Raw genomic sequence first — 23,674 nt, forward strand, 5'->3', positions numbered from 1 at the left:
CGCCCCCAACTTCATCTTGCGCTGCGGCAAAAAACTTGCACACTCGGCTGAGCCGGGCAGCCAAGCGAGCTCGAACAGCGGAGCGAGCCATGTCCCTCCAGACCGTATCATCCGACGCCGCCGAGCAGCGCCCCAATCGCCCTGAGGACGTCCAGGCGCTGGAAGCGGACGTGCGGCTGCGGGACGACATCCGCCTGCTCGGGCGCATTCTCGGCGACACGGTGCGCGACCAGGAGGGGCCTGAATTGTTCGATCTGGTCGAGCGCATCCGGCAGACCTCGATCCGATTCCACCGCGACGAGGACCGGCTCGCCCGCCGCGAGCTCGAGCAGATCCTCGACAGCATGTCGACCTCCGAGACGGTGCGGATCGTCCGCGCCTTCAGCTATTTCTCCCACCTCGCCAACATCGCCGAGGACCAGAACAACATCCGCCAGATGCGCGCCAACAAGGGCGGCGGCTCCGGCGTGCTGGCCGAGACGCTCGCCCATGCGAGGGCTGCGGGCATCGGTGCCGATGCCCTGCGCAACTTCTTCAAGAGCGCGCTGGTCAGCCCGGTTTTGACGGCGCATCCGACCGAGGTCCGCCGCAAGAGCACGATGGACCGCGAGATGGAGGTAGCTAGCCTGCTCGATCGTCGCGAGCGCGTCGCGCTGACGGCGGAGGAGGCCGCCGCCAGCGACGAGCAGCTCCGCCGCGAGGTGCTGACGCTGTGGCAGACCAATCTGCTGCGCCGGACCAAGCTCACCGTGCTCGACGAGGTCGCCAACGGCCTGTCGTTCTATGATTACACGTTTCTCCGCGAGGTGCCGCGGCTGGTCAACGCGCTGGAGGACCGGCTGGAGGAGGGCGGCGAGCAGGCGGCCGGCGAGCTCGCCTCGTTCCTGCGCATGGGCAGCTGGATCGGCGGCGACCGCGACGGCAATCCCTTCGTCACCGCCGACGTGATGCGCGGCACGCTGCGGCTGCAGTCGAGCCGGGTGATGCAGTTCTATCTGAATGAGCTGCACGTGCTCGGCTCGGAATTGTCGATCGCGGCCCATCTCGCCGACGTCTCCGAGGAGCTGCGCACGCTGGCGGAGCGCTCGCCCGATACCTCGCCGCACCGGAGCGGCGAGCCGTATCGTCTTGCGGTCTCTGGCATCTATGCGCGCCTGACTGCAACGGCCGAAATGCTTCAGGTCGAGATCACGCGCCGGCCGGTCGGCAAGGGCGCGCCGTATGACAGCGTCGGGGAGCTCAAGGCCGATCTCGACGTGCTGCACCGCTCTCTGATCTCCAACAACGCCGGCGTCATCGCCCGCGGCCGGCTGCGGCTGCTGCGCCGTGCGGTGGACTGCTTCGGCTTCCATCTGGCCCGGCTCGACATCCGCCAGAACTCGGCAGTGCACGAGCGCACCATCGCCGAGCTGATGGACGCCGCCAACCCCGGCATGTCCTATCTCGCGCTCGGCGAGGACGCGCGCATCTCCCTGCTCACCAACGAGCTGCGCTCGACGCGCTCGCTGGTGTCGCCATTCGTCAAATACAGCGACGAGACCATGGGCGAGCTCAACGTCTTCCATGCCGCCGCCGAGGCGCATGCGAAGTTCGGCTCGGACGCCATTCCCCAATGCATCATCTCGATGTGCAAGGGCATGTCCGACATGCTCGAGGTCGCGGTGCTCCTGAAGGAGGTCGGTCTCGTCCATCCCTCCGGGCGCAGCGCGATCAACATCGTGCCGCTGTTCGAAACCATCGAGGATCTGCAGGCGTCTTCCACCATCATGGACCGCATGCTCTCGCTGCATGATTACCGCCGGCTGGTCGACAGCCGCGGCAGCGTGCAGGAGGTCATGCTGGGCTATTCCGACTCGAACAAGGATGGCGGCTTCGTCACCTCGGGCTGGGAGCTCTACAAGGCCGAGATCGGCCTCGTCGACGTGTTCGAGCGCCACGGCGTGCGCCTGCGTCTGTTCCATGGCCGCGGCGGTTCGGTCGGCCGCGGCGGCGGCCCGAGCTACGATGCCATCATCGCCCAGCCCGGCGGCGCGGTGAACGGCCAGATCCGCATCACCGAGCAGGGCGAGATCATCTCGTCGAAATATTCCAACGCCGAAGTCGGCCGCAACAATCTGGAGATCCTGGCAGCCGCAACGCTGGAGGCGAGCCTGTTGCATCCGCGCCAGAGCGCGCCGTGCCGCGAATATCTGACCGCGATGGACGAGCTTTCAAATCTCGCCTTCAAGGCCTATCGCGGCCTCGTCTACGAGACCGACGGCTTCGTCGATTATTTCTGGGCGTCCACGGTCATCAACGAGATCGCGACGCTCAACATCGGCAGCCGCCCGGCCTCGCGCAAGAAGACCCGCGCGATCGAGGACCTTCGCGCCATTCCGTGGGTGTTCTCCTGGGCGCAATGCCGCCTGATGCTGCCCGGCTGGTACGGCTTTGGCAGCGCGGTCGAGCAGTGGATCGCGGAGCATCCCGACAAGGGCATGCCGTTCCTCAAGGAGCTCTACAAGGAATGGCCGTTCTTCCGCATGCTGTTGTCGAACATGGACATGGTGCTGGCGAAAAGCTCGATCGCGATCGCCTCGCGCTATGCCGAACTCGTGCCCGACGAGGCGCTCCGCGAAAAAATCTTCGGCCGCATCCGCCGCGAATGGCATTCCTGCATCGAGACGCTGCTGGACATCATGGGCCAGGACCGGCTGCTGCAAGGCAACCCGCTGCTGGAGCGCTCGGTGCGCCACCGCTTCCCTTATCTCGACCCGCTCAACCACGTGCAGGTCGAACTCTTGAAAGAGCACCGCGCGCAGAACCCGGACGAGCAGGTGCTGCGCGGGATTCAGCTGACGATCAACGGGATCTCGGCGGGATTGAGGAATACGGGGTAGAGACATGGTGAGTGGCGAGTGGAATCCATTCGCCACTCACCATTCGCTGCACTCAACAGAAATGCGCGCCCTGCGTCTCCACATACACCGCATAGAGCGACTGGCTCGCGGTCATGAACAGGCGGTTGCGCTTCTTGCCGCCGAAGCAGACGTTGGCGCAGGTCTCGGGCAACAGGATCTGCCCGATGCGCGCGCCGTCGTTTGGCGCGAACACCTGCACGCCGTCATAGCCGGGGCCGACCCAGCCGGCGCCGACCCAGATGTTGCCTTCGGTGTCGACGCGCAGGCCGTCGGGGAAGCCTGATTTGCCGTCGAGCGTCATGTCGATCAGCTTCTTCGGGTTCGAAAGCTTCGCCCCATCTATGTCGTACGACCACACCACGTTCTTGGCTTCAGGATAATGCGTGATGCCGGTGTCGCAGACATAGAGCTTCTTGTAGTCCTGACTAAAAGCGATGCCGTTCGGCTTGAACGGCTCGTCGGCCACCTTCGCGACCTGGCCGCTCTGCGGATCAATGCGATAAACCGCTTCCTTCTGATGGGGCTGCAGCGAGCCGGTATTGGCAAGCTTGCCCTCGTAGATACTGATCGCGCCGTAGCCGGGATCGGTGAACCAGATCGCCTTGTCGTTGGGATGCACCACCATGTCGTTGGGGCCGTTGAGCGGCTTGCCGCCGGCCTGCTCGGCCAGGGTCGTCACCGAACCGTCGTGCTCGTAGCGGACGAGCCGGGTGCGCTCGGCACTGAGCTGGCGCCCCTCGGTGTCGAACGAGTTGCCGTTGGCCTCGTTCGACGGCTTGTGGAACTGCTCGGAGATGTGGCCGTCGTCATCGAGGTAGCGCAGCTGCCGGTTGGCGGGGATGTCACTCCAGACCAGATATTGCCCTTGCGCATTCCACGCTGGCCCTTCCGCCCACAGGCAGCCGGTATAGAGCCGCTTGATTGCGGTGTTGCCGACCTTCGCCTTGAAGCGCTTGGGATCGATGGCAATGATGTCAGGATCGGGATAGCGCTGCGGCTCGGCATTGGCGCCGAAGTCGCGGGCGTCCGCGCGTGAGGCGAGCAGGGCGGATGCGGCAACGGTCGCGGCGCCCTTGAGGAGCGTGCGGCGGGCGAGGCCGCTGCCTGCAGTCGTGTCGTCGGAGTCGGTCAGCATTCTTGTCATGGTTTCCTCCCAAAGTTGTGTTGGGAGGAAATGATCCGCCAGCAATCGGGCGTAAAGCGGAGCGATCTCCGGACAAGGCAGCCGGAGATCGCAGAGCAGGAATGCCGGAAGTGCGGCTCGACGGGATCCTTACACGGGATCCCACGGGAAGATGTCGGCGGAGCGGTCGAGCTTGTAGAATGATCCCTTCAGCGCCGGCATGCCGTGTTCCGCGATCGATTGCGGCGTCCAGCCCTCGCTCCGGTGCACCGAGCGCAGCGGACGGTTCTGGCTGAACAGGAACAGCTCGTTCATGCGCGCGCCGAAGATCTGCCCGGACACGTCCTTGGCGGCATCGGAGAGCAGATAGGCGCAGACCGGCGCGATCTTCTCCGGGCCCATCTGCTTGATCTTCTCGACGCGCGCCTTCTCGGCTTCGGTCTCGGTCGGGATGGTCCCGATCATGCGGGTCCAGGCGAACGGCGAGACGCAGTTGGAGCGAACGTTGAAGCGGCCCATGTCGAGCGCAATAGACTTCGACAGGCCGACGATGCCGAGCTTGGCGGCGGCGTAATTGGCTTGTCCAAAGTTGCCGATCAGGCCGGAGGTCGAGGTGAAGTGCACGAACGAGCCGGACTCCTGCTCGCGGAAGATCCGCGCCGCGGCGTGGCTGACGTAGAACGAGCCCATCAAATGCACCTTGATGACGGCCTCGAAGGCTTCCACGCTCATCTTGTGGAAGATCATGTCGCGCAGGATGCCGGCATTGTTGACCACGCCGTCGAGCCGGCCGAAATGATCGGTCGCGGTCTTGACGATCTTGCTGGCGGGGATGGCTTCGGCCACCGACTCGAAATTGGCGACGGCGGTGCCGCCGCGCTTCTTGATCTCCTCGACCACTTCCTCGGCGGGCGCGGCGCTGGTGCCAGCGCCGTCAGCGGCGACGCCGGGATCGTTGACGACGACCTTGGCGCCCTCGCCGGCGCAGAGCAGCGCGATTTCGCGCCCGATGCCGCGGCCTGCGCCGGTGACGATGATGACCTTGTCCTGCAGCGATTTCGTCATGTGGATTACCTCTGGTTCGTAAACACGATCGTGCCCGACGCGGCGAACATGCCGCCGACGCCGTGACACACCGAAATCTTCGCGTTGGCGACCTGCGCCGGCGCGATACCGCGCATCTGCCGCACGCTCTCCTGGAGCGCGTACATGCCGTACATGCCCGAATGCATGTAGCTCAGGCCGCCGCCGTTGGTGTTGAGCGGCAGCTTGCCGCCGGGCCGCGTGTTGCCGTCGGCGATGAACTTTCCGGTCTCCTCGTGCGGCATGAAGCCGAGGTCGCCGAGGCCGAACAGCGGCAGATGCGCAAAGGCGTCGTAGATCATGAGATGGTCGACGTCCTTATGCGCGATGCCGGCCTCCTTGAAGGCGAGGGGCCCAGCGGTCTTGAACGCGCGCGAGGAGTTGAACGTCTCCATCTGGCTGGCCATCGGCGTCTCCACGCTCTCGCCGGTGCCCATGATGTAGACGGGCTTGCGCGGAAAATCCCTGGCACGGTCCGCCGAGGTCAGGATCAGCGCGCCGCCGCCGTCGGTGACGAGGCAGCATTGCAGCAGGCGCAACGGATAGGCGATCATGCGCGAGTTGAGGACGTCCGCGACCGTGATGGGATCCTTCATCATCGCGCGCGGATTCTTCGCCGCCCACTCCCGCTGCACCACTGCGACCGAGGCGAGCTGCTCGTGCGTGATGCCATAGGTCTTCATGAAGCGAAGCACGGGGATCGGGAACATGCTGGGCGGGCCGTAGACACCGAACGGCGCCTCGAACTGGCCTTGCAGGCTGTCGGCAGGAATCGAGCGCGGCGCCTTGCCGATCATCGACTTGCCGCTCTCGGCATGGGTGATCAGCACCGTCTTGCACAGGCCGGCCTCGATCGCTGCGGCGGCATGGCGGACGTGCAGCATGAAGGAGCAGCCGCCGACCGAGGTGCCGTCCACCCAGGTCGGCTTGATGCCGAGATAGTGGCAGACCTGCTGCGGCGTTTCGACGGCGGTGGCGAAACCATCGATGTCGGACAGCTTCAGCCCGGCATCGGCAATGGCATTGAGCGCCGCATCCGCGTGAAGCTGGAGCTGCGAGACGTTGGGGATGACACCGAGTTCGGTGGTCTCGGCCGCGCCGACGACGGCAACCTGATTGCTGCGCATGGTCTATCCCTTCGCCGGACGGAATACGGGGAGGGTGATCTTGTCGTCGAGCGCCTCGAAGGCCACCTCGAGCTTCATGTCGAGTTCGAGCGCCTCCGGCGTCTGCGGGCAGTCGATGATGTTGCTCATCATCCGCGGTCCCTCTTCGAGCTCGACTACCGCAATCGCGTAAGGCGGCGTGAAGCCGGGCGCGGCGGGACGGTGGTTGATGACGTAGCTGTAGAGAAAGCCCTTGCCGCTCGCCTTGAAGATGCTGACCTTGCGCGAGGCGCAGGACGGGCAGAACGGGCGCGGCGGGAAATAGACATGCCCACAGGCGTCGCAGCGCTGCAGGCGCAACTCGCCCGCCTTGGTGCCGTCCCAGAAATGCTGGGTCTCCGGCGTCGGTTTCGGTCGCGCGCGGTGCGGTTCGGCCATCTCGGCAGGTCCTCCCAAGGCCAAGCGAAGCCCGGCTGTTGCGATCTTGATGCGACAATCGACCATGGCGCGTCAACGGTCCAGCAATGCGCATGCATGCCATCATGCGCACAATGCTTGTGTCGAAGTGAGGCAGCGCTATACATTGCGCGCAAATATTCCGTGAGACAGACATGCCCGATTTTTCGACACTGAAGAAGCTCGCCGAAGACCTCGAAAGCGGCCGCACCAGCTCCCGCAAGCTGGTCGAGGCTTGCATCGCCAAAATCGCCGATCCGGCCGGCGAGGGGCAGCGTGCCTTCATCCATGTGGACAGGGACGCCGCGCTTGTGGCGGCGGATGCGATGGACGGTTTGCGCAAGGTGAAGGCGGCGCCGTCGCGCTACGCCGGTATCCCGGTCTCGATCAAGGATCTCTTCGACATCAAGGGCCAGGTGACGCGCGCCGGCTCCCGCGCGCTCGATGATTCCTCGCCGGCCGAGCAGGATGCCCCCACGGTAGCGCGGCTGCGCAAGGCCGGCTTCGTCGTGATCGGGCGCACCAACATGACCGAGTTCGCCTATTCCGGCATCGGCATCAATCCGCATTACGGCACGCCAAAGGGCGCCTGGAACCGGGCCGAGGGCCACGTGCCCGGCGGTTCGTCCTCGGGTGCCGCGGTGTCCGTGCTCGACGGCATGGCGCATGGCGCGCTCGGCACCGACACCGGCGGCTCCTGCCGGATTCCGGCGGCCTATAACGGCATCGTCGGCTACAAGCCGACGCAGCGGCGCGTGCCGCTCGACGGGGCTGTGCCGCTGTCGTTCTCGCTCGACAGCATCGGGCCGCTGGCACGATCGGTCAGTTGCTGTGCCATTCTCGATGCCGTGCTCGCCAACGAGCTGATCGGCCCGCTGAAGCCGCGACCTGTCAGGGGCATGCGGCTGGCGGTGCCGACCACGATCGCGCTCGATGACCTCGACGCGGCTGTGGCCGGAACATTCGAGCGTGCGCTCAAGAGCCTCGCCGATCACGGCGCGATCATCGAGCGCATCGAGATGGCCGAATTCCACGACATCGGACCGATGAACGCCAAGGGCGGCTTTGCCGCTTCCGAAAGCTACGCCTGGCATCGCTATCTCCTCACGTCCAAGGGCGACGTCTACGATCCCCGAGTCTCCGTGCGGATCATGCGCGGCGAGGCGCAGAGCGCGGCGGACTACATCGATCTTCTCAACGAGCGCCGCTCGCTGATCGCCCGCGTCAATGCGCGGATCGCGCCCTATGACGCGCTGGTGCTGCCGACCACCGCCAACACGCCGCCGAAAATCGCCGATCTCGCCGACGACAAGGAGTTCACCAGGGAAAACCTGCGGGCGCTCCGCAATTGCACCCTGATCAACATGATCGACGGTTGCGCCATCTCGCTGCCGGCGCATCGCGAGGGCGAAATTCCCGTCGGCCTGATGCTGGCGGGCGCGGGCGGATCGGACCGCCGTATCTTCGAGCTTGCTGCCGGCATGGAGGCCGTAATTCGTGTTTGACCTGACTTTCACCGTTGACGCCCAGGACACCACCACGCCGCTGACGCTGGCGATCGACCAGATGGTCATCGCCGGCTGGACCGGCCGCGATCCGGTCGCGCGCGACAAGCACATTGCCGAACTGCAGGAGATGGGTATCGCCCCGCCGGCTTCGACGCCTATCTACTACCGTGCCTCGGCGCGGCGGCTGACGCAGGAGGACAGCATCGAATGCACCGGCGGCGATTCCTCCGGTGAGGTCGAGTTCGTGCTGATCGGCTGGCAGGGTCGCATTTTCGTCGGCTGCGGTTCCGACCACACCGACCGCAAGGTCGAGGCCTACAACGTCACCGTGTCCAAGCAGATGTGCGACAAGCCGATCGCCTCCACGCTGTGGGAGCTCGAGGACGTCATCGGCCATTGGGACAGGATGATCCTGCGCTCCTGGGCCACCATCAAGGGCGAGCGCGTGCTCTACCAGGAGGGCACGCCCGACGCGATGCTGCCGGTCGCCGACCTCATCGCGCGTGGCTTCGACGGTGGGAAATTCCCTGACGGCTGCGCCATGTTCGGCGGCACGTTTGCGGCGAAGGGCGGTATCCGCCCCGCCGATCGTTTCGATTTCGAGCTGGAGGACCCCGTGCTGAAGCGCACGATCAAGCACGGTTATGACGTGGTGACGCTGCCGGTGCGGGGCTAAAGTCTCTCCTTCGTCATTGCGAGGAGCCCTTGCGACAAAGCAATCCAGACTGGTTCCGCGGAGGGATTCTGGATTGCTTCGCTCCGCTCGCAATGACGAGGAGAGAGACGGAAATCGGGTGGTAGAGGACGGGGCGGTCCTGCGAAGGTCAGAGCCATGACAGCAACAGCACGCAAATCGCTTGATAAGCCAGCCACGGACCCCGCCGCCCGCGTCGATGCCCTCGACTGGCCTCAGATCACCGCCGAACTCGACACCCAGGGCTGCGCGCTCCTGAAGAGCCTGCTCACGCCGGAGCAATGCCGCGCCGTCGCCGCGCTCTATCCCGACGACGCCAACTTTCGCAGCCGCATCGTCATGGGCCGCCACGGCTTTGGCCGCGGCGAGTACAAATATTTCTCCTATCCGCTGCCCGACCTGATCGCGCAGTTGCGCCCGGCGCTCTACGCGCATCTCCAGGGCGTCGCTAATCGCTGGAACGAGGCGATGGGGATCGACATCCGCTATCCCTCCGAACACGCCGCGTTCCTGAAGCGCTGCCACGAGGCAGGCCAGGCGCGGCCGACGCCGCTGCTGCTGCAATACGAGGCGGGCGATTTCAACTGCCTGCATCAGGATCTCTATGGCGAGCACGTGTTCCCGTTGCAGGTCGCGATCCTCTTGTCGGAGCCCGGCCGCGATTTCACCGGCGGCGAGTTCGTGCTGACCGAGCAGCGCCCGCGCATGCAGTCCCGCGCCGAAGTGGTTCCACTCGCGCAAGGCGACGCCGTGGCCTTCGCTGTGCATCACCGCCCGGTGCAGGGGACACGCGGCACCTACCGCGTTAACCTGCGCCATGGCGTCAGCCGGATTCGCTCTGGCCAACGCCACACGCTGGGTGTGATCTTTCACGATGCGAAATAGACGCTGCCGCTGATGGCGGATTTGTTCGACCATGTCGCCGAAGCCCAGCCATCGCGCGAGGAGATCGCCGACGGCGCCGTTCTGCTGCGCGGCTTCGTCAAGCCGATCGAAAGCGAGTTGATCGAAGCGGTGCGCGCCATCGTGGCGCAGTCGCCGTTCCGGCGCATGACCACGCCCGGCGGGCATCTGATGTCGGTCGCCATGACCAATTGCGGCGAGCGCGGCTGGATCACCGATCATACCGGCTATCGCTATGATCCCATCGACCCGCGGACCGGGGCGCCGTGGCCGGCGATGCCACCCGTGCTCCGCGATCTCGCCCGCCGCGCGGCGGAGCAGGGCGGCTTTACTGGCTTTGCGCCCGATGCCTGCCTCGTCAACCGCTATGAGCCTGGCACGCGGCTGTCGCTGCATCAGGACAAGGACGAGCTGGATTATTCGGCGCCGATCGTCTCGGTCTCGCTCGGCCTGCCTGCGACTTTCTTGTTCGGCGGCATGGCACGCAGCGACAAGCCGCGCCGCTACCGCTTGGTGCATGGCGACGTCGTGGCCTGGGGCGGCCCTAGCAGGCTGGCCTATCACGGCGTCGCGCCGCTCGCCGACGGCGAGCATGCGTTGCTCGGCCGCAAGCGGGTCAATCTGACGTTCCGCAGGACGCGCTGATCTTCCTTCTCCCCTTGTGGGAGAAGGTGCCTTCCCGAAAGGGAAGGCGGATGAGGGGTCTCCATCCGCGGAGACAGCCCCTCATCCGTCTCGCCGCCGCTGCGCGTCAGCGATCCACCTTCTCCCGCAAGGGGAGAAGGAAAGAGATCCGGAACGACGATGCTTCGTTTACGGCTTCGGCGGGTGAATGAACGCCCACGGGCTGACTTCCGAATCCCGCGTCACTTCCACCGAGATCAGATAAGGCCCGCCATGGGCCAGCGCCTTCTCCATCGCCGCCTTGAACTGGTCAGGCGCGGTGACGCGCGCGGATGCGACGCCAAAGGACTCCGCCAGCTTGACGAAATCCGGATTGACCAGATCGGACGCCACCACGCGGCCGTCGAAGCGCTCGCGCTGGTCGCGGCGGACATTGCCATAGGCGTTGTTGTTGAACACCAGCGTCACCACGCCGATGTTGAACTGCACGGCGGTGGCGAGCTCCTGCACGCCGAACATGAAGCCGCCGTCGCCGGTGATCGCCACCACCGGCTTGTCGGGATTGGCGACCTTGGCGCCGAGCGCGGTCGGGAAGCCCGAGCCGAGCGTGCCCTGATAGCCTGATGTGATGAAGGTGCGCGGCTCGTAGATCGGAAAGCCGTACCAGGAGGCGAAACCGAACTGGGACAATTCATCGGTCACGATCGCGTTCGCCGGCAGCACCTCGCGCAGGATGTTGAGATACGCCATCTGCGGCTGGATGCGTTGGATCTCGGCGTGCGCTGTCGCAGTGGCCTCGCGGATCGCTCCCCGCCGGCCGCTGGTCCTGGCATAGCCGGCCTTCTTCACGGCTGCGACCAGATCGGCGGTGCCGGCTTTGGCATCGGCGACGATAGCGACATCGGAGGCGAGCCGGCGCATCTCGGCCGGATCGATATCGACACGAATGGATTTCAGTCCCTTCGGCTGATACGGCCAGCGGAAGCCCGATGCTGGCAGTTCGGCGCGCGTGCCGATCGCGATCATCAAATCGGTCGTCGGCCACACCTTGTAGGCCGCCGCCATGGTCAGGCCGAGCTCATGCGCATTGGAGACGATGCCGCGGCCGCTGCGGAAGGCGACGACAGGCGCGTCGATCATCTCGGCGAGTTCGAGAATCTCCTCGCGCGCTTCGATTGCGCCGCTACCGACGAAGATCATCGGCGCCTTGCTGTTCTTGATCAGCGCGGCCGCCTGCTTGATCATATCAGGGTCGGGCTGCGGCGCCGGCAAAGGTTCCAGCACCTGTGCTGCAGCCGTGTCCGCGCGTTGTGTGAAGACGTCCCAGGGCATCTCGACCGAAGCGGGGCCACGCCGTCCGGACGTCATCTCCTGGAAGGCGCGCGCGACGGTGGTCGGCGCGTTGCCGGGATATTCGATCCGGTCCGCCCATTTCACATAGGTGCGTAAGGTCGCGAGCTGGTCCGGCATCTCATGCAGATGGCCGCGGCCCTTGCCCAGAAACTGCATCGGCACCTGGCCGGTGACGCATAGCACCGGCTCGTTGCAGCCGAACGCGGTGAGCAGCGCGGCGCTAGCGTTGAGCACGCCGGGGCCGGGCACCACGCTGAACACGCCGGGCCTGCCGCTGGAGCGCGCATAGCCGAACGCCATGTAGCCGCAGGCCTGCTCGTGCCGCGCGCCGATCACCTTGAGCTGCGCCTGGTGGAAGGCGTCGAACAGGCCGTAGACCTGCGCGCCGGGCAGGCCGAACACGGTGTCGACGCCGTGGGCGACGAGGCCGCTTACGATTGCTTCGCCGCCGGTGAGGGTGGTCATGGCACTATTCCATTTCAATCGGTGTTCAGGCTTCGTCGACGACGCCGTTGCGTAAGGTTCCGATGCCCTCGGCTTCGACCTCGACGACATCGCCAGGCTTCAAGTAGCGCGGCGGATCGAACCGTGCCCCGGCGCCGGTCGGCGTGCCCGTGACGATGATATCGCCGGGAACGAGCGTCGCGAAGGTCGAGATATAGCTGATGAGATAGCGGAACGGGAACATCAATCGGCTGGTGCGGTCGTCCTGGCGCAGCTCGCCATTGACATGCGTGGTGAGGCGGATGTCGGCAATCTGCGATTCCTGCGTGTAGGGCACCAGCCACGGGCCAAGGCTGCCGCTGGAATCGAAGTTCTTGCCCTGCGTGACGTTGAACTTGGCATGGCGCAGCCAGTCGCGCACCGAGCCTTCGTTGCAGAGCGTCAGCGCGGCGATGTGATCGAGCGCAGAACTTTCCGGAATGTGTCGGCCTTGCTTGCCGATCACCAGCACGATCTCGCCTTCATAGTCGAGCTGCGCGGAGGCGCGCGGGCGCACCAGCGGCGTGTCGTGGCCGACGAAGGAGCGCGGCGAGCGCATGAACATGCTCGGATATTTCGGCGCGTCCTGGCCGTCCTTGTACTCGGCATTGCGGTCGGGGTAGTTGACGCCGATGCAGATGATCTTTTCCGGCGCGGGCACCGGCGGCAGCCAGATGATGTCGCCGAGTGTATGATCGGGCGTGCGGCCGGCAGCCTCTTCGGCGAGGCTCGCGAGCTGTCCTGCCGCGATCACCTCGCGCAGCGTCGGATAATCCTTGGCGTGGCGCGCGGAGAGATCGACAATGCCGCCGTCGACGACGGCGCCGTAGCTGACGGCGCCGTTGACGGAATAGGTGGCGAGGCGAGGGAGATTCATTGCTTAATCCGCCACCAGCACGTCGGCCACGAACTTCGGCTCGCGCACGGCTTGCCCGGCGAACGGCGAGCCCTGCTCGAACCACGAGCGCGGGGCCGGCGCGCCCCACAATGTCTGGCGGCGCGGATCGCGCAGCGACCAGCGCAGCGGCTCGTGGTCGTGATCGCCGGTGAAATAGTCGCTGGTGTAGAGCTCCAGCCGGTGGCCATCGGGGTCGCGAACATAAAGGAAGAACGCATTCGAGATGCCGTGGCGGCCGGGGCCCCGCTCGATGTTCTTCACGAAGCCCTGCGAGGCCATGACATCGCAGAGATGGATGATGTTCATCGCCGTCGGCGTCCAGTACGCGAAGTGGTGCAGCCGCGGGCCCTTGCCGTTGGTGATGGCAAAGTCGTGGACATTGCCCTTGCGATGCATCCAGGCGGCGGCGATGCGCCCGTTCGGTCCGTCCTCCTCCGCGTATTCGGTGAGGCGAAAGCCGAGCCGGGCGTAGAATTCGACGGTGTCCTGCACCTCGGCGGCGAACACGTTGAAATGGTCGAGCCGCTGCGGATGGCAGCCCCTGTAGAGATCGTAGCGGCGCAGCAGATGCGGCCGCCGGTCCATCGACGCATATAGCTCGATCTGGAAGCCGAACGGATCGGTGAACTGCAGCGTGCGGCCCTGGAACGGCTGATCGACGAAGGCGTAGCCAAGGCCGTTCTCGGACAGGAACTTCGCAGCCTTGTCCAGATCCCCGTCGTTGCCGACCTTGAAGCCGAGGCGGTTGCAGGCAGGCGCGGCCGCCTTGCGCAACACCAGCGAGTGATGCTGATGCTCCTCGGCGGCGCGCAAGTAGACGACCTTGTCGTCGGCGTCCTCGACATGCAGGCCGACAACGCTTTCATAGAACTCGCGGCTGAGCTTCAGGTCGGTGACGTCCAGCACGGCGTGGCTGGAGCGGATGATGTTGAACGGCGGCTCGAAGATATGTTGCGGTACGGGCATTGCGTTTCCCCTCTCTAGACCCAGCCATTCCTCGTTGGCGCTCCGCGCGCCGAGGAACCGCGGGCGTTAGATTCCCAGCTTCTGAATCTTATGCGTGCCCCGCGCCAGCGAGACGTGCTTGGTTTCCATGTAGAAATCGAACGAGTAATCGCCGCCGTCGCGGCCGATGCCGGAGGCCTTCATTCCGCCGAACGGCGTCGGCAGATGGCGGACGTTTTCCGAGTTCAGCCAGATCATGCCGGCTTCCAGCGCATCCGCGACACGCAACGCGCGGCCGACATCGTTGGTCCAGACATAGCCGGTCAGGCCGTAGCGGATGTCGTTGGCGATCTCGATCGCGTCTGCTTCGTCCTTGAAGGGCAGCACGGTGAGGAAGGGGCCGAACACCTCTTCCTGCGCCACGCGCATCTTGCCGTGTGCGCCGGTCACCAGGGTCGGCTCGACATAATATCCGCCGCCCGGGCCATCATAGGCCTTGCCGCCGACGGCAATCGTCGCGCCGTCCTGGCGTGCGACGTCGAAATAGGAGCAGACCTTCGCGAGATGACGTTCGTGGATCAGCGGCCCGATCTCGGTGGCGGGATCGAGGGGATGGCCGACCTTCAGCGCTTTCACCCGTGCGGTCAGCTTTTCGACGAATTTTTCGGCGATGCCGGCCTGGATCAGCAAGCGGCTCGACGACGTGCAGCGCTCGCCGTTGAGCGAGTAGATCATGAACACGACCGCATCGAGCGCGCGGTCGAGATCGGCGTCGTCGAACACGATCACCGGGTTCTTGCCGCCGAGTTCGAAATGCACGCGCTTCAAGGTCGGCGCGCCCTGAACCATGATCGCCGAGCCCGTCGAACTTTCGCCGACGAAGCCGATCGCCTTGATGGCGGGATGCTCGGTCAATGCCTTGCCGGCCTCTTCGCCAAAGCCATGTACGGTATTGAGCACGCCGTCGGGCACGCCGGCTTCCTTGACGAGCTTCGCAAGAATGGCCGCCGTGACCGGCGACCACTCCGCCGGCTTGTGCACGACGGTGCAGCCGGCCGCGAGGGCAGGGGCGATCTTCCAGGTCGAGAGCATGAACGGCGTATTCCACGGCGTGATCACGCCGACCGGGCCGATCGGCACGCGCGTCGAGACGTTCCAATGCTCGTCGCTCGGTGTGTTCTGGCCGTCGCGCGCCTCGCCGCATCGATCGGCAAAGAAGCGGAAATTCTCGGCGGCGCGGATCGCGGCCTTGGCCATGAAGCGATAGGCCTGGCCGGTGTCGATGCATTCGAGCACCGCGATGTCCTCGGCATTGTCCTCGATGGCGTCGGCGACCCGATGCAGCAGCTTCTTCCGCATCGCCGGTCCCATGTCGCGCCAGGACTTGAAGGCCAGCGCGGCAGCGGTGGCGGCGCGATCGACATCCTCGGCATTGCCGCGGGCGACGCTCGCCAGCGTCGCGCCGTCGACCGGCGATTTCGTCTCGAACGTCTCGCCGGAGATCGACGGCACGATCTTGCCGTCGATCATGTGGCCGATACCGTCGGCACGCAGCGTCTTCAGCAGCGGTGCGATGCAGTCGCGATTGGCCTGGAATACGTCGGTTTTCGGCGTGGGCTTATCCATGGGCGGCCTCCGCTTTCAGGGCGTCGTGGATGTTGTTGCGCTTCCAGCTCGTATCCTTGTCGTTGATCTGCATGTCGAACGAGAGCGCGAATTTCGAGCTTGCGAAGACGGGATCAAGATGGCGGGAGAGCGCATGGAAGATTTGTTCGCCGGCTTTCTTGCGGGTTGGCAGATCGCGGCCTTCGCCGATGCGCAGCACCATGTCGAGAAAGCCGTAGTCCTGCCGCGCGTCCGCAATCGCATAATGCTCGCATTTGACAGCGCGGACGCGGATGCCGCCGAGCGGGAAGATGCCGGTCTCGACCGCAGCCTTGCGCACCACCTCGCACGCCGCGCCGATGTCGAGGCGGTCGTCGAGATTGGCCGAATATTCGATCGTGAAATGCGGCATCGCGGTTTCACTCCCTGTCTTTTTGGTCGTCTAAGCGAAGTAGCAGCTCACCGAGCCGTAGGCGCCATAATCGGCTTGAATTGTGTCGCCCTTGCGGGTCTCGATCGGACGGATGAAAGAGCCGGCGAGCACGATTTGCCCGGGCTCAAGCGCAAGGCCGAGCGGTGCGATCTTGTTGGCGAGCCAGGCGACTGCAGTCGCGGGATGATTGAGCACGCCGGCGGCAAGGCCGGTCTCTTCCAGCTGGCCGTTCTTGAAACAGAGCGCGCCGATCCAGCGCAGGTCCGCGTCCAGCGGGCGGATCGGCCGTCCGCCGAGCACGATGCCGGCATTGGCCGCGTTGTCGGCAATGGTGTCGAAGATCTTTCGGGTCGCCTTGGTCTGGGGATCGACGCGCTCGATCCGCGTGTCCAGAATCTCCAGCGCCGGCACCACGAAGTCGGTGGCGTTGAGCACGTCGAACAGTGTGCAGTCGGGGCCCGCGAGGCGCTTGCTCATGACGAAGGCGAGCTCGGCTTCCACGCGCGTCGCGATGAAGCGCTCCGTCGGGACGAGGCCACCATCGGCGAAGAACATGTCGTCGAGCAATACGCCGGAATCCGGCTCGTTGATGCCAAGCGCGCTCTGCATCGCCTTCGAGGTCAGGCCGATCTTGTGTCCCCGGACGATGCGCCCCTCGGCGACCTTGACGTCGACCCAGGCCTTCTGAATCGCGTAGGCGTCAGCGATGCTGATGTCGGGAAAGTCCTGCGAGAGCTGCCGGATCTGCGTACGGGTCTTTTCCGCGTGGTGCAGACGGTTCGCGCAAGCTCGGATATCGTCGTTTGAAAGCGCCATGTGTAATCTTACAAATCGTCGTGCCGGAAGATACTTAACATGTTAAGTGAATGCGTCAATCGCAAATTGGCTTGCTGCACTGCAAACGTTTCGCGGCTTGAAAGGGCGTCATGACGAAGAGACCGGCTGATCCTGCGAACGGAAGTGAGCCCGCCGTGCGGCAGGTGCCGATGCGCGACTTCTCGCGTTCGCTGCCGATGTCGTTGCTGCGGGCACGCGAGGCGGTGATGCGGCAATTCCGTCCCTCGCTGCGCACGCATGGCCTGACCGAGCAGCAATGGCGCATCCTGCGCGCGCTCGCGGCGATCGACACGGTCGAGGTCACGGAACTCGCGCGCACCGCGTTCCTGCTCGGCCCGAGCCTGTCGCGCATCCTGCGTGATCTCGAGGCGCGCAATCTGATCGAGCGCAAGACCGCCAAGGCGGACCAGCGCCGCAGCATGGTCTCGATCTCGGAAAAGGGCGTGAAGCTGATGGCTTCCGTCGCGCCGTCCTCCGAAGCGATTTATGCCGAGATCACGCGCCGCTTTGGCGCACGCAAGCTCGTCGAATTGCAGGAGATGCTCAGCGAGCTCGAACAAAGTCTCGCAGGGCTCGGCGCGGGCGAGGAGGCAAGTGCCGAGGAGTGAAAGCAGATATGCGCGAGCGCGCGGCAACAATCATGGACATCGCCGCATTTTTTCGCTCAAAGTGCCCCGCAGCCGATGCGCAAAAATCGGCGGCGCCGGGACGGATTGCGCCGCCTTTGCCAGTGACAGCTTGCGTCATCGCGAGCGTAGCGCGGCGGTCGGGTTCGCGCTAATAACGGCATCGTGCTGTCGCGGCGCTCGTCATGGTGACGAAGGTCCAAAACAAAGAAGGAAGGCAACGTGGCGAACAAGGTCAAGGAAATCTGGAAGTCGGGCAAGGCCGTGGTCAACGCGTGGCTCGCGATTCCCTCCGGCTTCTCGGCCGAGATGATCGCGCAATGCGGCTTCGACAGCGTCACCGTCGACATGCAGCACGGCGTGCAGGATTATCTGTCGATGGTGCAGTGCTTCCAGGCGATGGACAAGCATCCGATCACGCCGATGGTCCGCGTGCCCTGGAACGAGCCCGGCATCATCGGCAAGGTGCTCGATGGCGGCGCCTATGGCGTGATCTGCCCGATGGTCAACACGCCGCAGGAAGCCAGGAACCTCGTCTCCTATGCCAAGTACCCGCCGAAGGGCGTCCGCTCCAACGGCCCGATCCGCGCCGGCATGTACGGCACCGCGGGCTCCTACCAGAAGACGGCCAACGACGACATCGTGCTGCTGCCGATGATGGAGACCAAAACCGCGGTCGAGAACATGGAAGCGATCTTCGACGTCGAAGGCATCGACGGCGTCTATATCGGCCCGTCCGACCTCGGCTTCTCCTACGGCCTCGAACCGAAGCTCGATCGCACCGAGCCCGAGATCCTTGCGATCTACGAGAAGATCATCAAGGAGTGCGGCAAGCGCGGCCTCAATCCGGGCATCCATTGCAGCGGCGCCGAAGGTGCCGCGCGCGCCATCAACATGGGCTTCAAGCTGGTGACGCTCTCGAACGAGGTCGGCCTGATGACGACCTACGCCAAGATGCAGGTCAACGCCACCCGGAAGGATTCCGGCGGCAAGGCCTGAGAACTCGCGAATGGCGATGGGGAGTAGCGAATGAGCTGCTCCCCTTTTCCATTCGCCACTCGCTACTCACTATTCGTCTGAAGGAGACCTCCCATGACCATCAGCCCCGTCATTCGCCTGCATCCCGATGATGGCGTGCTGATCGCGCGCGCGAGCTTGCCGCCGGGAACATTGGTGGCCGACGGCGTGACGACGGTCGAGCGCATTCCTTCCGGCCACAAGGTCGCGATCAAGCCGATCGCATTGGGCGAGCCGGTGATACGCTACGGCCAGATCATCGGCTTTGCGACGGTGCCGATCGCGCCGGGCCAGCACGTGCACGTGCAGAACTGCGGCATGGGCGATTTCGCCAAGGACTATGCCTATTGCGTCGACGTCAAGCCGACGCCGAATTTCGATCTGCCGGCGAGTTTCGAAGGCATCCGCCGTCCGGACGGCCGCGTCGCCACGCGCAACTACATCGGCATCCTCACCTCGGTGAATTGCAGCGCGCATGTCGCAAGCCTCGTCGCCGACGTCTTCAAGAAGAATCCGTTCACCGGCGACAATCCGCTGGCCGACTTCCCCAATGTCGACGGCGTGGTCGCGCTGACCCACAAGACCGGCTGTGGCATGACGCAGAACGAGCCCTTAGCGCTGCTCCGCCGCACGCTCGGTGGTTATGCACGGCACGTGAACTTCTCTCATGTGATCGTGCTCGGCCTCGGCTGCGAGGTGAACCAGATCGGCGGCCTGATGGAGGAGCAGAAGCTCGCGGGACGTCTGCGTGCGATGGACATCCAGGAGGTCGGCGGCACCCGCAAGACGGTGGAAGCCGGAATTGCCTTCGTACGCGAGGCACTCGCGGAGTCCAACAAGGTCAAGCGCGAGTCCGTTCCGGTGAGCGAATTGACCGTGGCGCTGCAATGCGGCGGTTCGGACGGCTATTCCGGTGTTTCCGCCAATCCGGCGCTGGGTGCGGCCAGCGATCTCATCGTACGTCACGGCGGCACCGTGATCCTGTCGGAGACGCCGGAGACCTATGGCGCCGAACATTTGCTCACGCGCCGCGCCGTCAGCCGCGAGGTCGGCGAGAAGCTGGTCGATCTCATGCGCTGGTGGGACGAATACACGACGCGCGAAGGCGCCGAGATGAACGCCAATCCCAGCCCGGGCAACAAGGCCGGCGGCCTCACCACCATTCTGGAGAAGTCGCTCGGCGCGATGGCGAAGGCCGGCACAACCAACCTCGTCGAGGTGCTGCGCTACGCCGAACCCATCACCAAGAAGGGTTTCGTGTTCATGGACACCCCCGGCTACGATCCGGTCGCCGCGACCGGGCAGGTCGCCGGCGGCGCCAATCTGGTCTGCTTCACCACGGGCCGTGGCAGCGTGTTCGGCTGCAAGCCGGCGCCCTCGATCAAGCTCGCCACCAACACGCCCATGTACAAGCGCATGGAAGAGGACATGGACGTCAATTGCGGCACCATCCTCGAAGGCGAGGAGAGCGTCCAGCAATGCGGCCAGCGCATTTTCGATCTCATCCTCAAGACCGCGTCGGGCCAGCCCACCAAGAGCGAGAGTTTTGATTTCGGCGGCGCCGAGTTCGCGCCCTGGGTGCTGGGCGCGACGATGTAAGGGGACTTCGTAGCCCGGATGGAGCGAAGCGCAATCCGGGACAAGTCAGTCTGCGGGTGAAGAACCCCGGATTACGCTTCGCTCCATCCAGGCTACGGGTGGGCTATGGCGGATACTTCCTAGGCACCCTCTGCCCGTTGTTAATGCTTGATCGAGGTCACCAGCGGTGTTCTGCTCAAAAAAGCTGCTGGAGTACCGCACCCCGTGTCGATCTACGTCGCACTACACCACGTCACGCACTACAAATACGACCGTCCGATCGATCTCGGCCCGCAGACCATCCGTCTGCGGCCGGCGCCGCATACCCGCACGCCGATCCTGAGTTATTCGCTCAAGGTCACTCCGGCCAATCATTTCGTGAACTGGCAGCAGGATCCGCTGGGCAATTGGATCGCGCGTTACGTCTTCCCGGAGAAGACGACCGAGCTCAAGATCGAGGTCGATTTCACGGCGCAGATGACCACGGTCAATCCGTTCGACTTCTTCGTCGAGCCCTATGCCGACAGCTTTCCGTTCGAATATACGCAAGATCTCAAGACGGAACTCGCGCCTTATCTCGAGACCGTCAAGCCCGATCGGCTGTTCGCGAAATATCTCGATACGATCCCGCACGAAGCCCCGAACACCGTCAACTTCCTGGTCGATCTCAACAGGGAGCTGCAGAAAAGGATCGGCTACGTCATCCGCATGGAGGCGGGCGTGCAGACGCCGGAGGAGACGCTCTCCTCCGCGGCCGGCTCGTGCCGCGACTCCGCCTGGCTCCTGATCCAGACCTTCCGGCACCTCGGTCTCGCCGCCCGTTTCGTCTCCGGCTATCTGATCCAGGTCCGTCCCGACATCGATCCGATCGAGGGGCCGCCGGAGGTCGAGAACGATTTCACCGATTTGCACGCCTGGGCCGAGGTCTACCTGCCGGGCGCGGGCTGGATCGGCTTCGACGCGACCTCGGGCATGCTCGCGGGCGAGGGCCACATCCCGGTCGCCGCGACACCGCACTACCGCTCGGCCGCGCCGATCTCCGGCGGCGCGGGCTTTGCCGAGGTCGAATTCGCCTTCGACATGAGCGTCAAGCGCATTCGCGAGGCGCCGCGCATCACAAAGCCGTTCTCGGACGAATCCTGGATACGGCTCAACGATCTCGGCGAGCAGGTCGACGGCGATCTTGCGGCGCAGGACGTGCGTCTGACCATGGGCGGCGAGCCGACCTTCGTCTCCGTCGATGATCTCGAAGGCGCCGAGTGGAACACGGACGCCGTCGGCCCGACCAAGCGCGGGCTCGCCGACGATCTGATCCGTCGCCTGCGCGCGCGTTTCGGACCCGGCGGCCTGCTGCACTTCGGGCAAGGCAAATGGTATCCCGGCGAAAGCCTGCCGCGTTGGGCGTTTGGCCTGTACTGGCGCAAGGACGGCGTGCCGATCTGGAAGAATGCCGACCTCATCGCCAGCATCGAAAATCCGCGGTCGGCGCAGGCCAAGGACGTCCAGGCGTTCGTGGAGGGCACGGCGCTGCGGCTCGGGCTCGATCCCGGCTACATCATGCCAGCCTATGAGGACACCGCGTACTGGCTGCAGAAGGAATCCGAGCTTCCCGTCAACGTCGATCCTTCCGATTCCAAATTGTCCGATCCGGAGGCCCGCGCGCGGATGGCGCGGGTGTTCGAACAGGGGCTCAACAACCCTCGCGGCTTCGTGCTGCCGGTGCAGCGCTGGAATGCGGCGCCACGCTGGCGCAGCGAGCGCTGGCAGCTCCGGCGCAGTCATCTGTTCCTGATGCCGGGCGATTCGCCGCTCGGCCTGCGCTTGCCGCTGGACTCGCTCGGCTATGTCCCGCCCGATCAGTATCCCTACATCGTCGAGCGGGATCCGATGGAGGCCCGCGGCAAGCTGCCGGTGTTCAGCCTTCCGGCGCGTCCGGACGCGCCGGAGCGGCTCGAGCCCGAACAGCTCAACACCTCGGTCCCCGTCCGCACCGCGATGTCGGTCGAGGTCCGCGACGGCGTGCTCTGCGCCTTCATGCCGCCGGTCGAGCAGATCGAGGATTATCTCGAGATGATCGCGGCGCTCGAAGCGACTGCCGAGGAGATGCAGCTCCAGGTCCATGTCGAGGGTTATCCGCCGCCATTCGATCCGCGTGTCGACGTCATCAAGGTGACGCCCGATCCCGGCGTGATCGAGGTCAACGTCCAGCCGGCAAAGAACTGGCGCGAGGCGGTCGACATCACCGTCGGGCTCTATGAGGATGCCGGCAAGACACGCCTCGGTGCCAATCGCTTCCTGGTCGATGGTCGCCACACCGGCACCGGCGGCGGCAATCACGTCGTGGTCGGCGGCTCGAGCCCGCAGGACTCGCCGTTCCTGCGCCGGCCTGATCTGTTGAAGAGCCTGGTGCTGCACTGGCAGCGGCATCCGTCGCTGTCCTATTTCTTCTCCGGCCTGTTCATCGGCCCGACCAGCCAGGCGCCGCGCATCGACGAAGCCCGCCACGACAGCATTTACGAGCTCGAGGTCGCGCTCACGCACGTGCCGCCGCCGGGCACTCAGGCGCCGCTGTGGCTGGTAGATCGCTTGTTCCGGCATCTCCTCGTCGACATCACCGGCAACACCCATCGCGCCGAGATCTGCATCGACAAGCTCTATTCACCGGACGGCACGACCGGCCGCCTCGGTCTCGTTGAATTCCGCGCGCTCGAAATGCCGCCGGATCCACGCATGTCGCTGGCGCAGCAGCTGCTGATCCGCGCGCTGATCGCAAAATTCTGGCGCGAGCCGCAACAAGGCAAGTTCGTGCGATGGGGCACCGCGCTGCACGACCGCTTCATGCTGCCGCACTTCATCTGGGAGGATTTCCTCGAAGTGCTCACCGAGTTGAAGCAGTCCGGGTATCCGTTCGAGCCTGAATGGTATCTGGCCCAGCTCGAATTCCGCTTCCCCGCGTTCGGCCGCATCCATCATGGCGGCGTGACGCTGGAGCTGCGGCAGGCGCTGGAGCCTTGGCACGTCCTCGGCGAGGAGGGCTCGGCCGGCGGCACCGTGCGCTATGTCGACTCGTCGGTCGAGCGGCTTCAGGTCAAGGCGGAAGGCTTCGTCGCGGGCCGCCATATCGTCGCCTGCAACGGCCGCCGCCTGCCGATGACCGCCACCGGCCGCTCTGGTGAAGCCGTGGCCGGCGTCCGCTTCAAGGCCTGGCAGCCGGCCTCAGGCCTGCACCCGACCATTCCCGTTCATGCGCCCCTGACCTTTGACCTCATCGACACCTGGAACGGCCGCTCGCTCGGCGGCTGCGTCTATCATGTCGCCCATCCGGGCGGCCGCAGCTACGACACCAAGCCCGTCAACACCTACGAGGCCGAGGCGCGGCGGCTGGCGCGCTTCCAGGACCATGGCCATACGCCGGGTCCGATGCAGCCGCCGCCCGAGGAACGCACAAATGAGTTTCCGCTGACCCTCGACTTGCGGACCCCGCTCCTGCAATGAGTATGAT

The 23,674-nt window shown here is 65.0% G+C and carries 19 protein-coding genes; 9 read left to right on the plus strand and 10 right to left on the minus strand.

Annotated elements, in window-relative coordinates; all coding sequences use genetic code 11:
- The first annotated feature begins 89 nt into the window (after window positions 1-89).
- Window positions 90-2,879, plus strand: coding sequence for a phosphoenolpyruvate carboxylase (gene ppc, locus AC0L3B_RS01385; RefSeq protein ID WP_247404522.1), 2,790 nt, complete (start codon window positions 90-92; stop codon window positions 2,877-2,879).
- Window positions 2,880-2,931: 52 nt separating this feature from the next.
- Here ppc and AC0L3B_RS01390 read toward each other — a convergent pair whose 3' ends face one another.
- The 4 genes from AC0L3B_RS01390 to AC0L3B_RS01405 form a co-directional block, all read right to left on the minus strand.
- Window positions 2,932-4,044: an SMP-30/gluconolactonase/LRE family protein gene (locus AC0L3B_RS01390; protein WP_026233273.1), complete on the minus strand. Its 1,113-nt coding sequence runs from the start codon at window positions 4,042-4,044 to the stop codon at window positions 2,932-2,934.
- A gap of 129 nt (window positions 4,045-4,173) precedes the next feature.
- Entirely contained in the window at window positions 4,174-5,088 is a 915-nt protein-coding gene (locus AC0L3B_RS01395) for an SDR family oxidoreductase (RefSeq protein ID WP_007593675.1), read from the minus strand.
- 5 nt (window positions 5,089-5,093) lie between these two features.
- Complete coding sequence (locus AC0L3B_RS01400) at window positions 5,094-6,233, minus strand: thiolase C-terminal domain-containing protein (protein ID WP_018456960.1); 1,140 nt, start codon at window positions 6,231-6,233, stop codon at window positions 5,094-5,096.
- Window positions 6,234-6,236: 3 nt separating this feature from the next.
- Window positions 6,237-6,650, minus strand: coding sequence for a Zn-ribbon domain-containing OB-fold protein (locus AC0L3B_RS01405; protein WP_473379926.1), 414 nt, complete (start codon window positions 6,648-6,650; stop codon window positions 6,237-6,239).
- A gap of 173 nt (window positions 6,651-6,823) precedes the next feature.
- On the opposite strand from AC0L3B_RS01405, the gene AC0L3B_RS01410 reads away from it, so the two are divergent.
- From AC0L3B_RS01410 to alkB, 4 genes are all read left to right on the plus strand, one after another.
- Window positions 6,824-8,173: an amidase gene (locus AC0L3B_RS01410; RefSeq protein ID WP_018456958.1), complete on the plus strand. Its 1,350-nt coding sequence runs from the start codon at window positions 6,824-6,826 to the stop codon at window positions 8,171-8,173.
- Window positions 8,166-8,852, plus strand: coding sequence for a DUF2848 domain-containing protein (locus AC0L3B_RS01415; protein ID WP_247564938.1), 687 nt, complete (start codon window positions 8,166-8,168; stop codon window positions 8,850-8,852). Before AC0L3B_RS01410 ends, AC0L3B_RS01415 begins: the two co-directional genes overlap by 8 nt.
- Before the next feature lie 156 nt (window positions 8,853-9,008).
- On the plus strand, window positions 9,009-9,755 hold the full coding sequence (locus AC0L3B_RS01420; RefSeq protein WP_018456956.1) for a 2OG-Fe(II) oxygenase: 747 nt from the start codon (window positions 9,009-9,011) through the stop codon (window positions 9,753-9,755).
- Window positions 9,756-9,764: 9 nt separating this feature from the next.
- Complete coding sequence (gene alkB, locus AC0L3B_RS01425) at window positions 9,765-10,418, plus strand: DNA oxidative demethylase AlkB (RefSeq protein WP_026233271.1); 654 nt, start codon at window positions 9,765-9,767, stop codon at window positions 10,416-10,418.
- Window positions 10,419-10,586: 168 nt separating this feature from the next.
- Here the strand turns inward: alkB and AC0L3B_RS01430 are convergent, their stop codons facing one another.
- From AC0L3B_RS01430 to hpaH, 6 genes are all read right to left on the minus strand, one after another.
- Window positions 10,587-12,215 carry a thiamine pyrophosphate-dependent enzyme gene (locus tag AC0L3B_RS01430; RefSeq protein WP_018456954.1) on the minus strand — a complete coding sequence of 543 codons (1,629 nt, stop codon included), beginning with the start codon at window positions 12,213-12,215 and terminating at the stop codon, window positions 10,587-10,589.
- Between the two features lie 25 nt (window positions 12,216-12,240).
- Window positions 12,241-13,110, minus strand: coding sequence for a fumarylacetoacetate hydrolase family protein (locus AC0L3B_RS01435; protein ID WP_018456953.1), 870 nt, complete (start codon window positions 13,108-13,110; stop codon window positions 12,241-12,243).
- Window positions 13,111-13,113: 3 nt separating this feature from the next.
- Complete coding sequence (gene hpaD / locus AC0L3B_RS01440) at window positions 13,114-14,097, minus strand: 3,4-dihydroxyphenylacetate 2,3-dioxygenase (RefSeq protein WP_018456952.1); 984 nt, start codon at window positions 14,095-14,097, stop codon at window positions 13,114-13,116.
- A gap of 66 nt (window positions 14,098-14,163) precedes the next feature.
- Entirely contained in the window at window positions 14,164-15,702 is a 1,539-nt protein-coding gene (gene hpaE, locus AC0L3B_RS01445) for a 5-carboxymethyl-2-hydroxymuconate semialdehyde dehydrogenase (protein ID WP_473379927.1), read from the minus strand.
- Complete coding sequence (locus AC0L3B_RS01450) at window positions 15,695-16,093, minus strand: 5-carboxymethyl-2-hydroxymuconate Delta-isomerase (protein WP_018456950.1); 399 nt, start codon at window positions 16,091-16,093, stop codon at window positions 15,695-15,697. Before AC0L3B_RS01450 ends, hpaE begins: the two co-directional genes overlap by 8 nt.
- 30 nt (window positions 16,094-16,123) lie before the next feature.
- The gene (gene hpaH / locus AC0L3B_RS01455; protein WP_018456949.1) at window positions 16,124-16,930 is read right to left on the minus strand and encodes a 2-oxo-hept-4-ene-1,7-dioate hydratase; all 807 of its coding nucleotides are present in this window, start codon (window positions 16,928-16,930) and stop codon (window positions 16,124-16,126) included.
- A 110-nt stretch (window positions 16,931-17,040) separates the two neighbouring features.
- Here hpaH and hpaR point away from each other — a divergent pair, with 110 nt between their 5' ends.
- The 4 genes from hpaR to AC0L3B_RS01475 all read left to right on the plus strand — a co-directional run bounded on the left by hpaR (window position 17,041) and on the right by AC0L3B_RS01475 (window position 23,667).
- Window positions 17,041-17,559 carry a homoprotocatechuate degradation operon regulator HpaR gene (gene hpaR / locus AC0L3B_RS01460; protein ID WP_018456948.1) on the plus strand — a complete coding sequence of 173 codons (519 nt, stop codon included), beginning with the start codon at window positions 17,041-17,043 and terminating at the stop codon, window positions 17,557-17,559.
- 240 nt (window positions 17,560-17,799) lie between these two features.
- On the plus strand, window positions 17,800-18,576 hold the full coding sequence (locus AC0L3B_RS01465; protein WP_018456947.1) for an HpcH/HpaI aldolase family protein: 777 nt from the start codon (window positions 17,800-17,802) through the stop codon (window positions 18,574-18,576).
- A 93-nt stretch (window positions 18,577-18,669) separates the two neighbouring features.
- Window positions 18,670-20,193 (plus strand): UxaA family hydrolase, encoded by a 1,524-nt coding sequence (locus AC0L3B_RS01470; RefSeq protein WP_018456946.1) that lies wholly within the window; start codon window positions 18,670-18,672, stop codon window positions 20,191-20,193.
- A 204-nt stretch (window positions 20,194-20,397) separates the two neighbouring features.
- Entirely contained in the window at window positions 20,398-23,667 is a 3,270-nt protein-coding gene (locus AC0L3B_RS01475) for a transglutaminase family protein (RefSeq protein ID WP_247488103.1), read from the plus strand.
- Window positions 23,668-23,674: the final 7 nt, after the last annotated feature.

The sequence above is a fragment of the Bradyrhizobium sp. Kon56 genome (assembly GCF_055807635.1).

Coding starts and splice junctions, on each gene's coding strand:
- ppc (WP_247404522.1), top strand. CDS start 90: ATGTCCCTCCAGACCGTATCATCCGACGCCGCCGAGCAGCGCCCCAAT.
- AC0L3B_RS01390 (WP_026233273.1), bottom strand. CDS start 4,044: ATGACAAGAATGCTGACCGACTCCGACGACACGACTGCAGGCAGCGGC.
- AC0L3B_RS01395 (WP_007593675.1), bottom strand. CDS start 5,088: ATGACGAAATCGCTGCAGGACAAGGTCATCATCGTCACCGGCGCAGGC.
- AC0L3B_RS01400 (WP_018456960.1), bottom strand. CDS start 6,233: ATGCGCAGCAATCAGGTTGCCGTCGTCGGCGCGGCCGAGACCACCGAA.
- AC0L3B_RS01405 (WP_473379926.1), bottom strand. CDS start 6,650: ATGGCCGAACCGCACCGCGCGCGACCGAAACCGACGCCGGAGACCCAG.
- AC0L3B_RS01410 (WP_018456958.1), top strand. CDS start 6,824: ATGCCCGATTTTTCGACACTGAAGAAGCTCGCCGAAGACCTCGAAAGC.
- AC0L3B_RS01420 (WP_018456956.1), top strand. CDS start 9,009: ATGACAGCAACAGCACGCAAATCGCTTGATAAGCCAGCCACGGACCCC.
- AC0L3B_RS01430 (WP_018456954.1), bottom strand. CDS start 12,215: ATGACCACCCTCACCGGCGGCGAAGCAATCGTAAGCGGCCTCGTCGCC.
- AC0L3B_RS01435 (WP_018456953.1), bottom strand. CDS start 13,110: ATGAATCTCCCTCGCCTCGCCACCTATTCCGTCAACGGCGCCGTCAGC.
- hpaD (WP_018456952.1), bottom strand. CDS start 14,097: ATGCCCGTACCGCAACATATCTTCGAGCCGCCGTTCAACATCATCCGC.
- hpaE (WP_473379927.1), bottom strand. CDS start 15,702: ATGGATAAGCCCACGCCGAAAACCGACGTATTCCAGGCCAATCGCGAC.
- AC0L3B_RS01450 (WP_018456950.1), bottom strand. CDS start 16,093: ATGCCGCATTTCACGATCGAATATTCGGCCAATCTCGACGACCGCCTC.
- hpaH (WP_018456949.1), bottom strand. CDS start 16,930: ATGGCGCTTTCAAACGACGATATCCGAGCTTGCGCGAACCGTCTGCAC.
- hpaR (WP_018456948.1), top strand. CDS start 17,041: ATGACGAAGAGACCGGCTGATCCTGCGAACGGAAGTGAGCCCGCCGTG.
- AC0L3B_RS01470 (WP_018456946.1), top strand. CDS start 18,670: ATGACCATCAGCCCCGTCATTCGCCTGCATCCCGATGATGGCGTGCTG.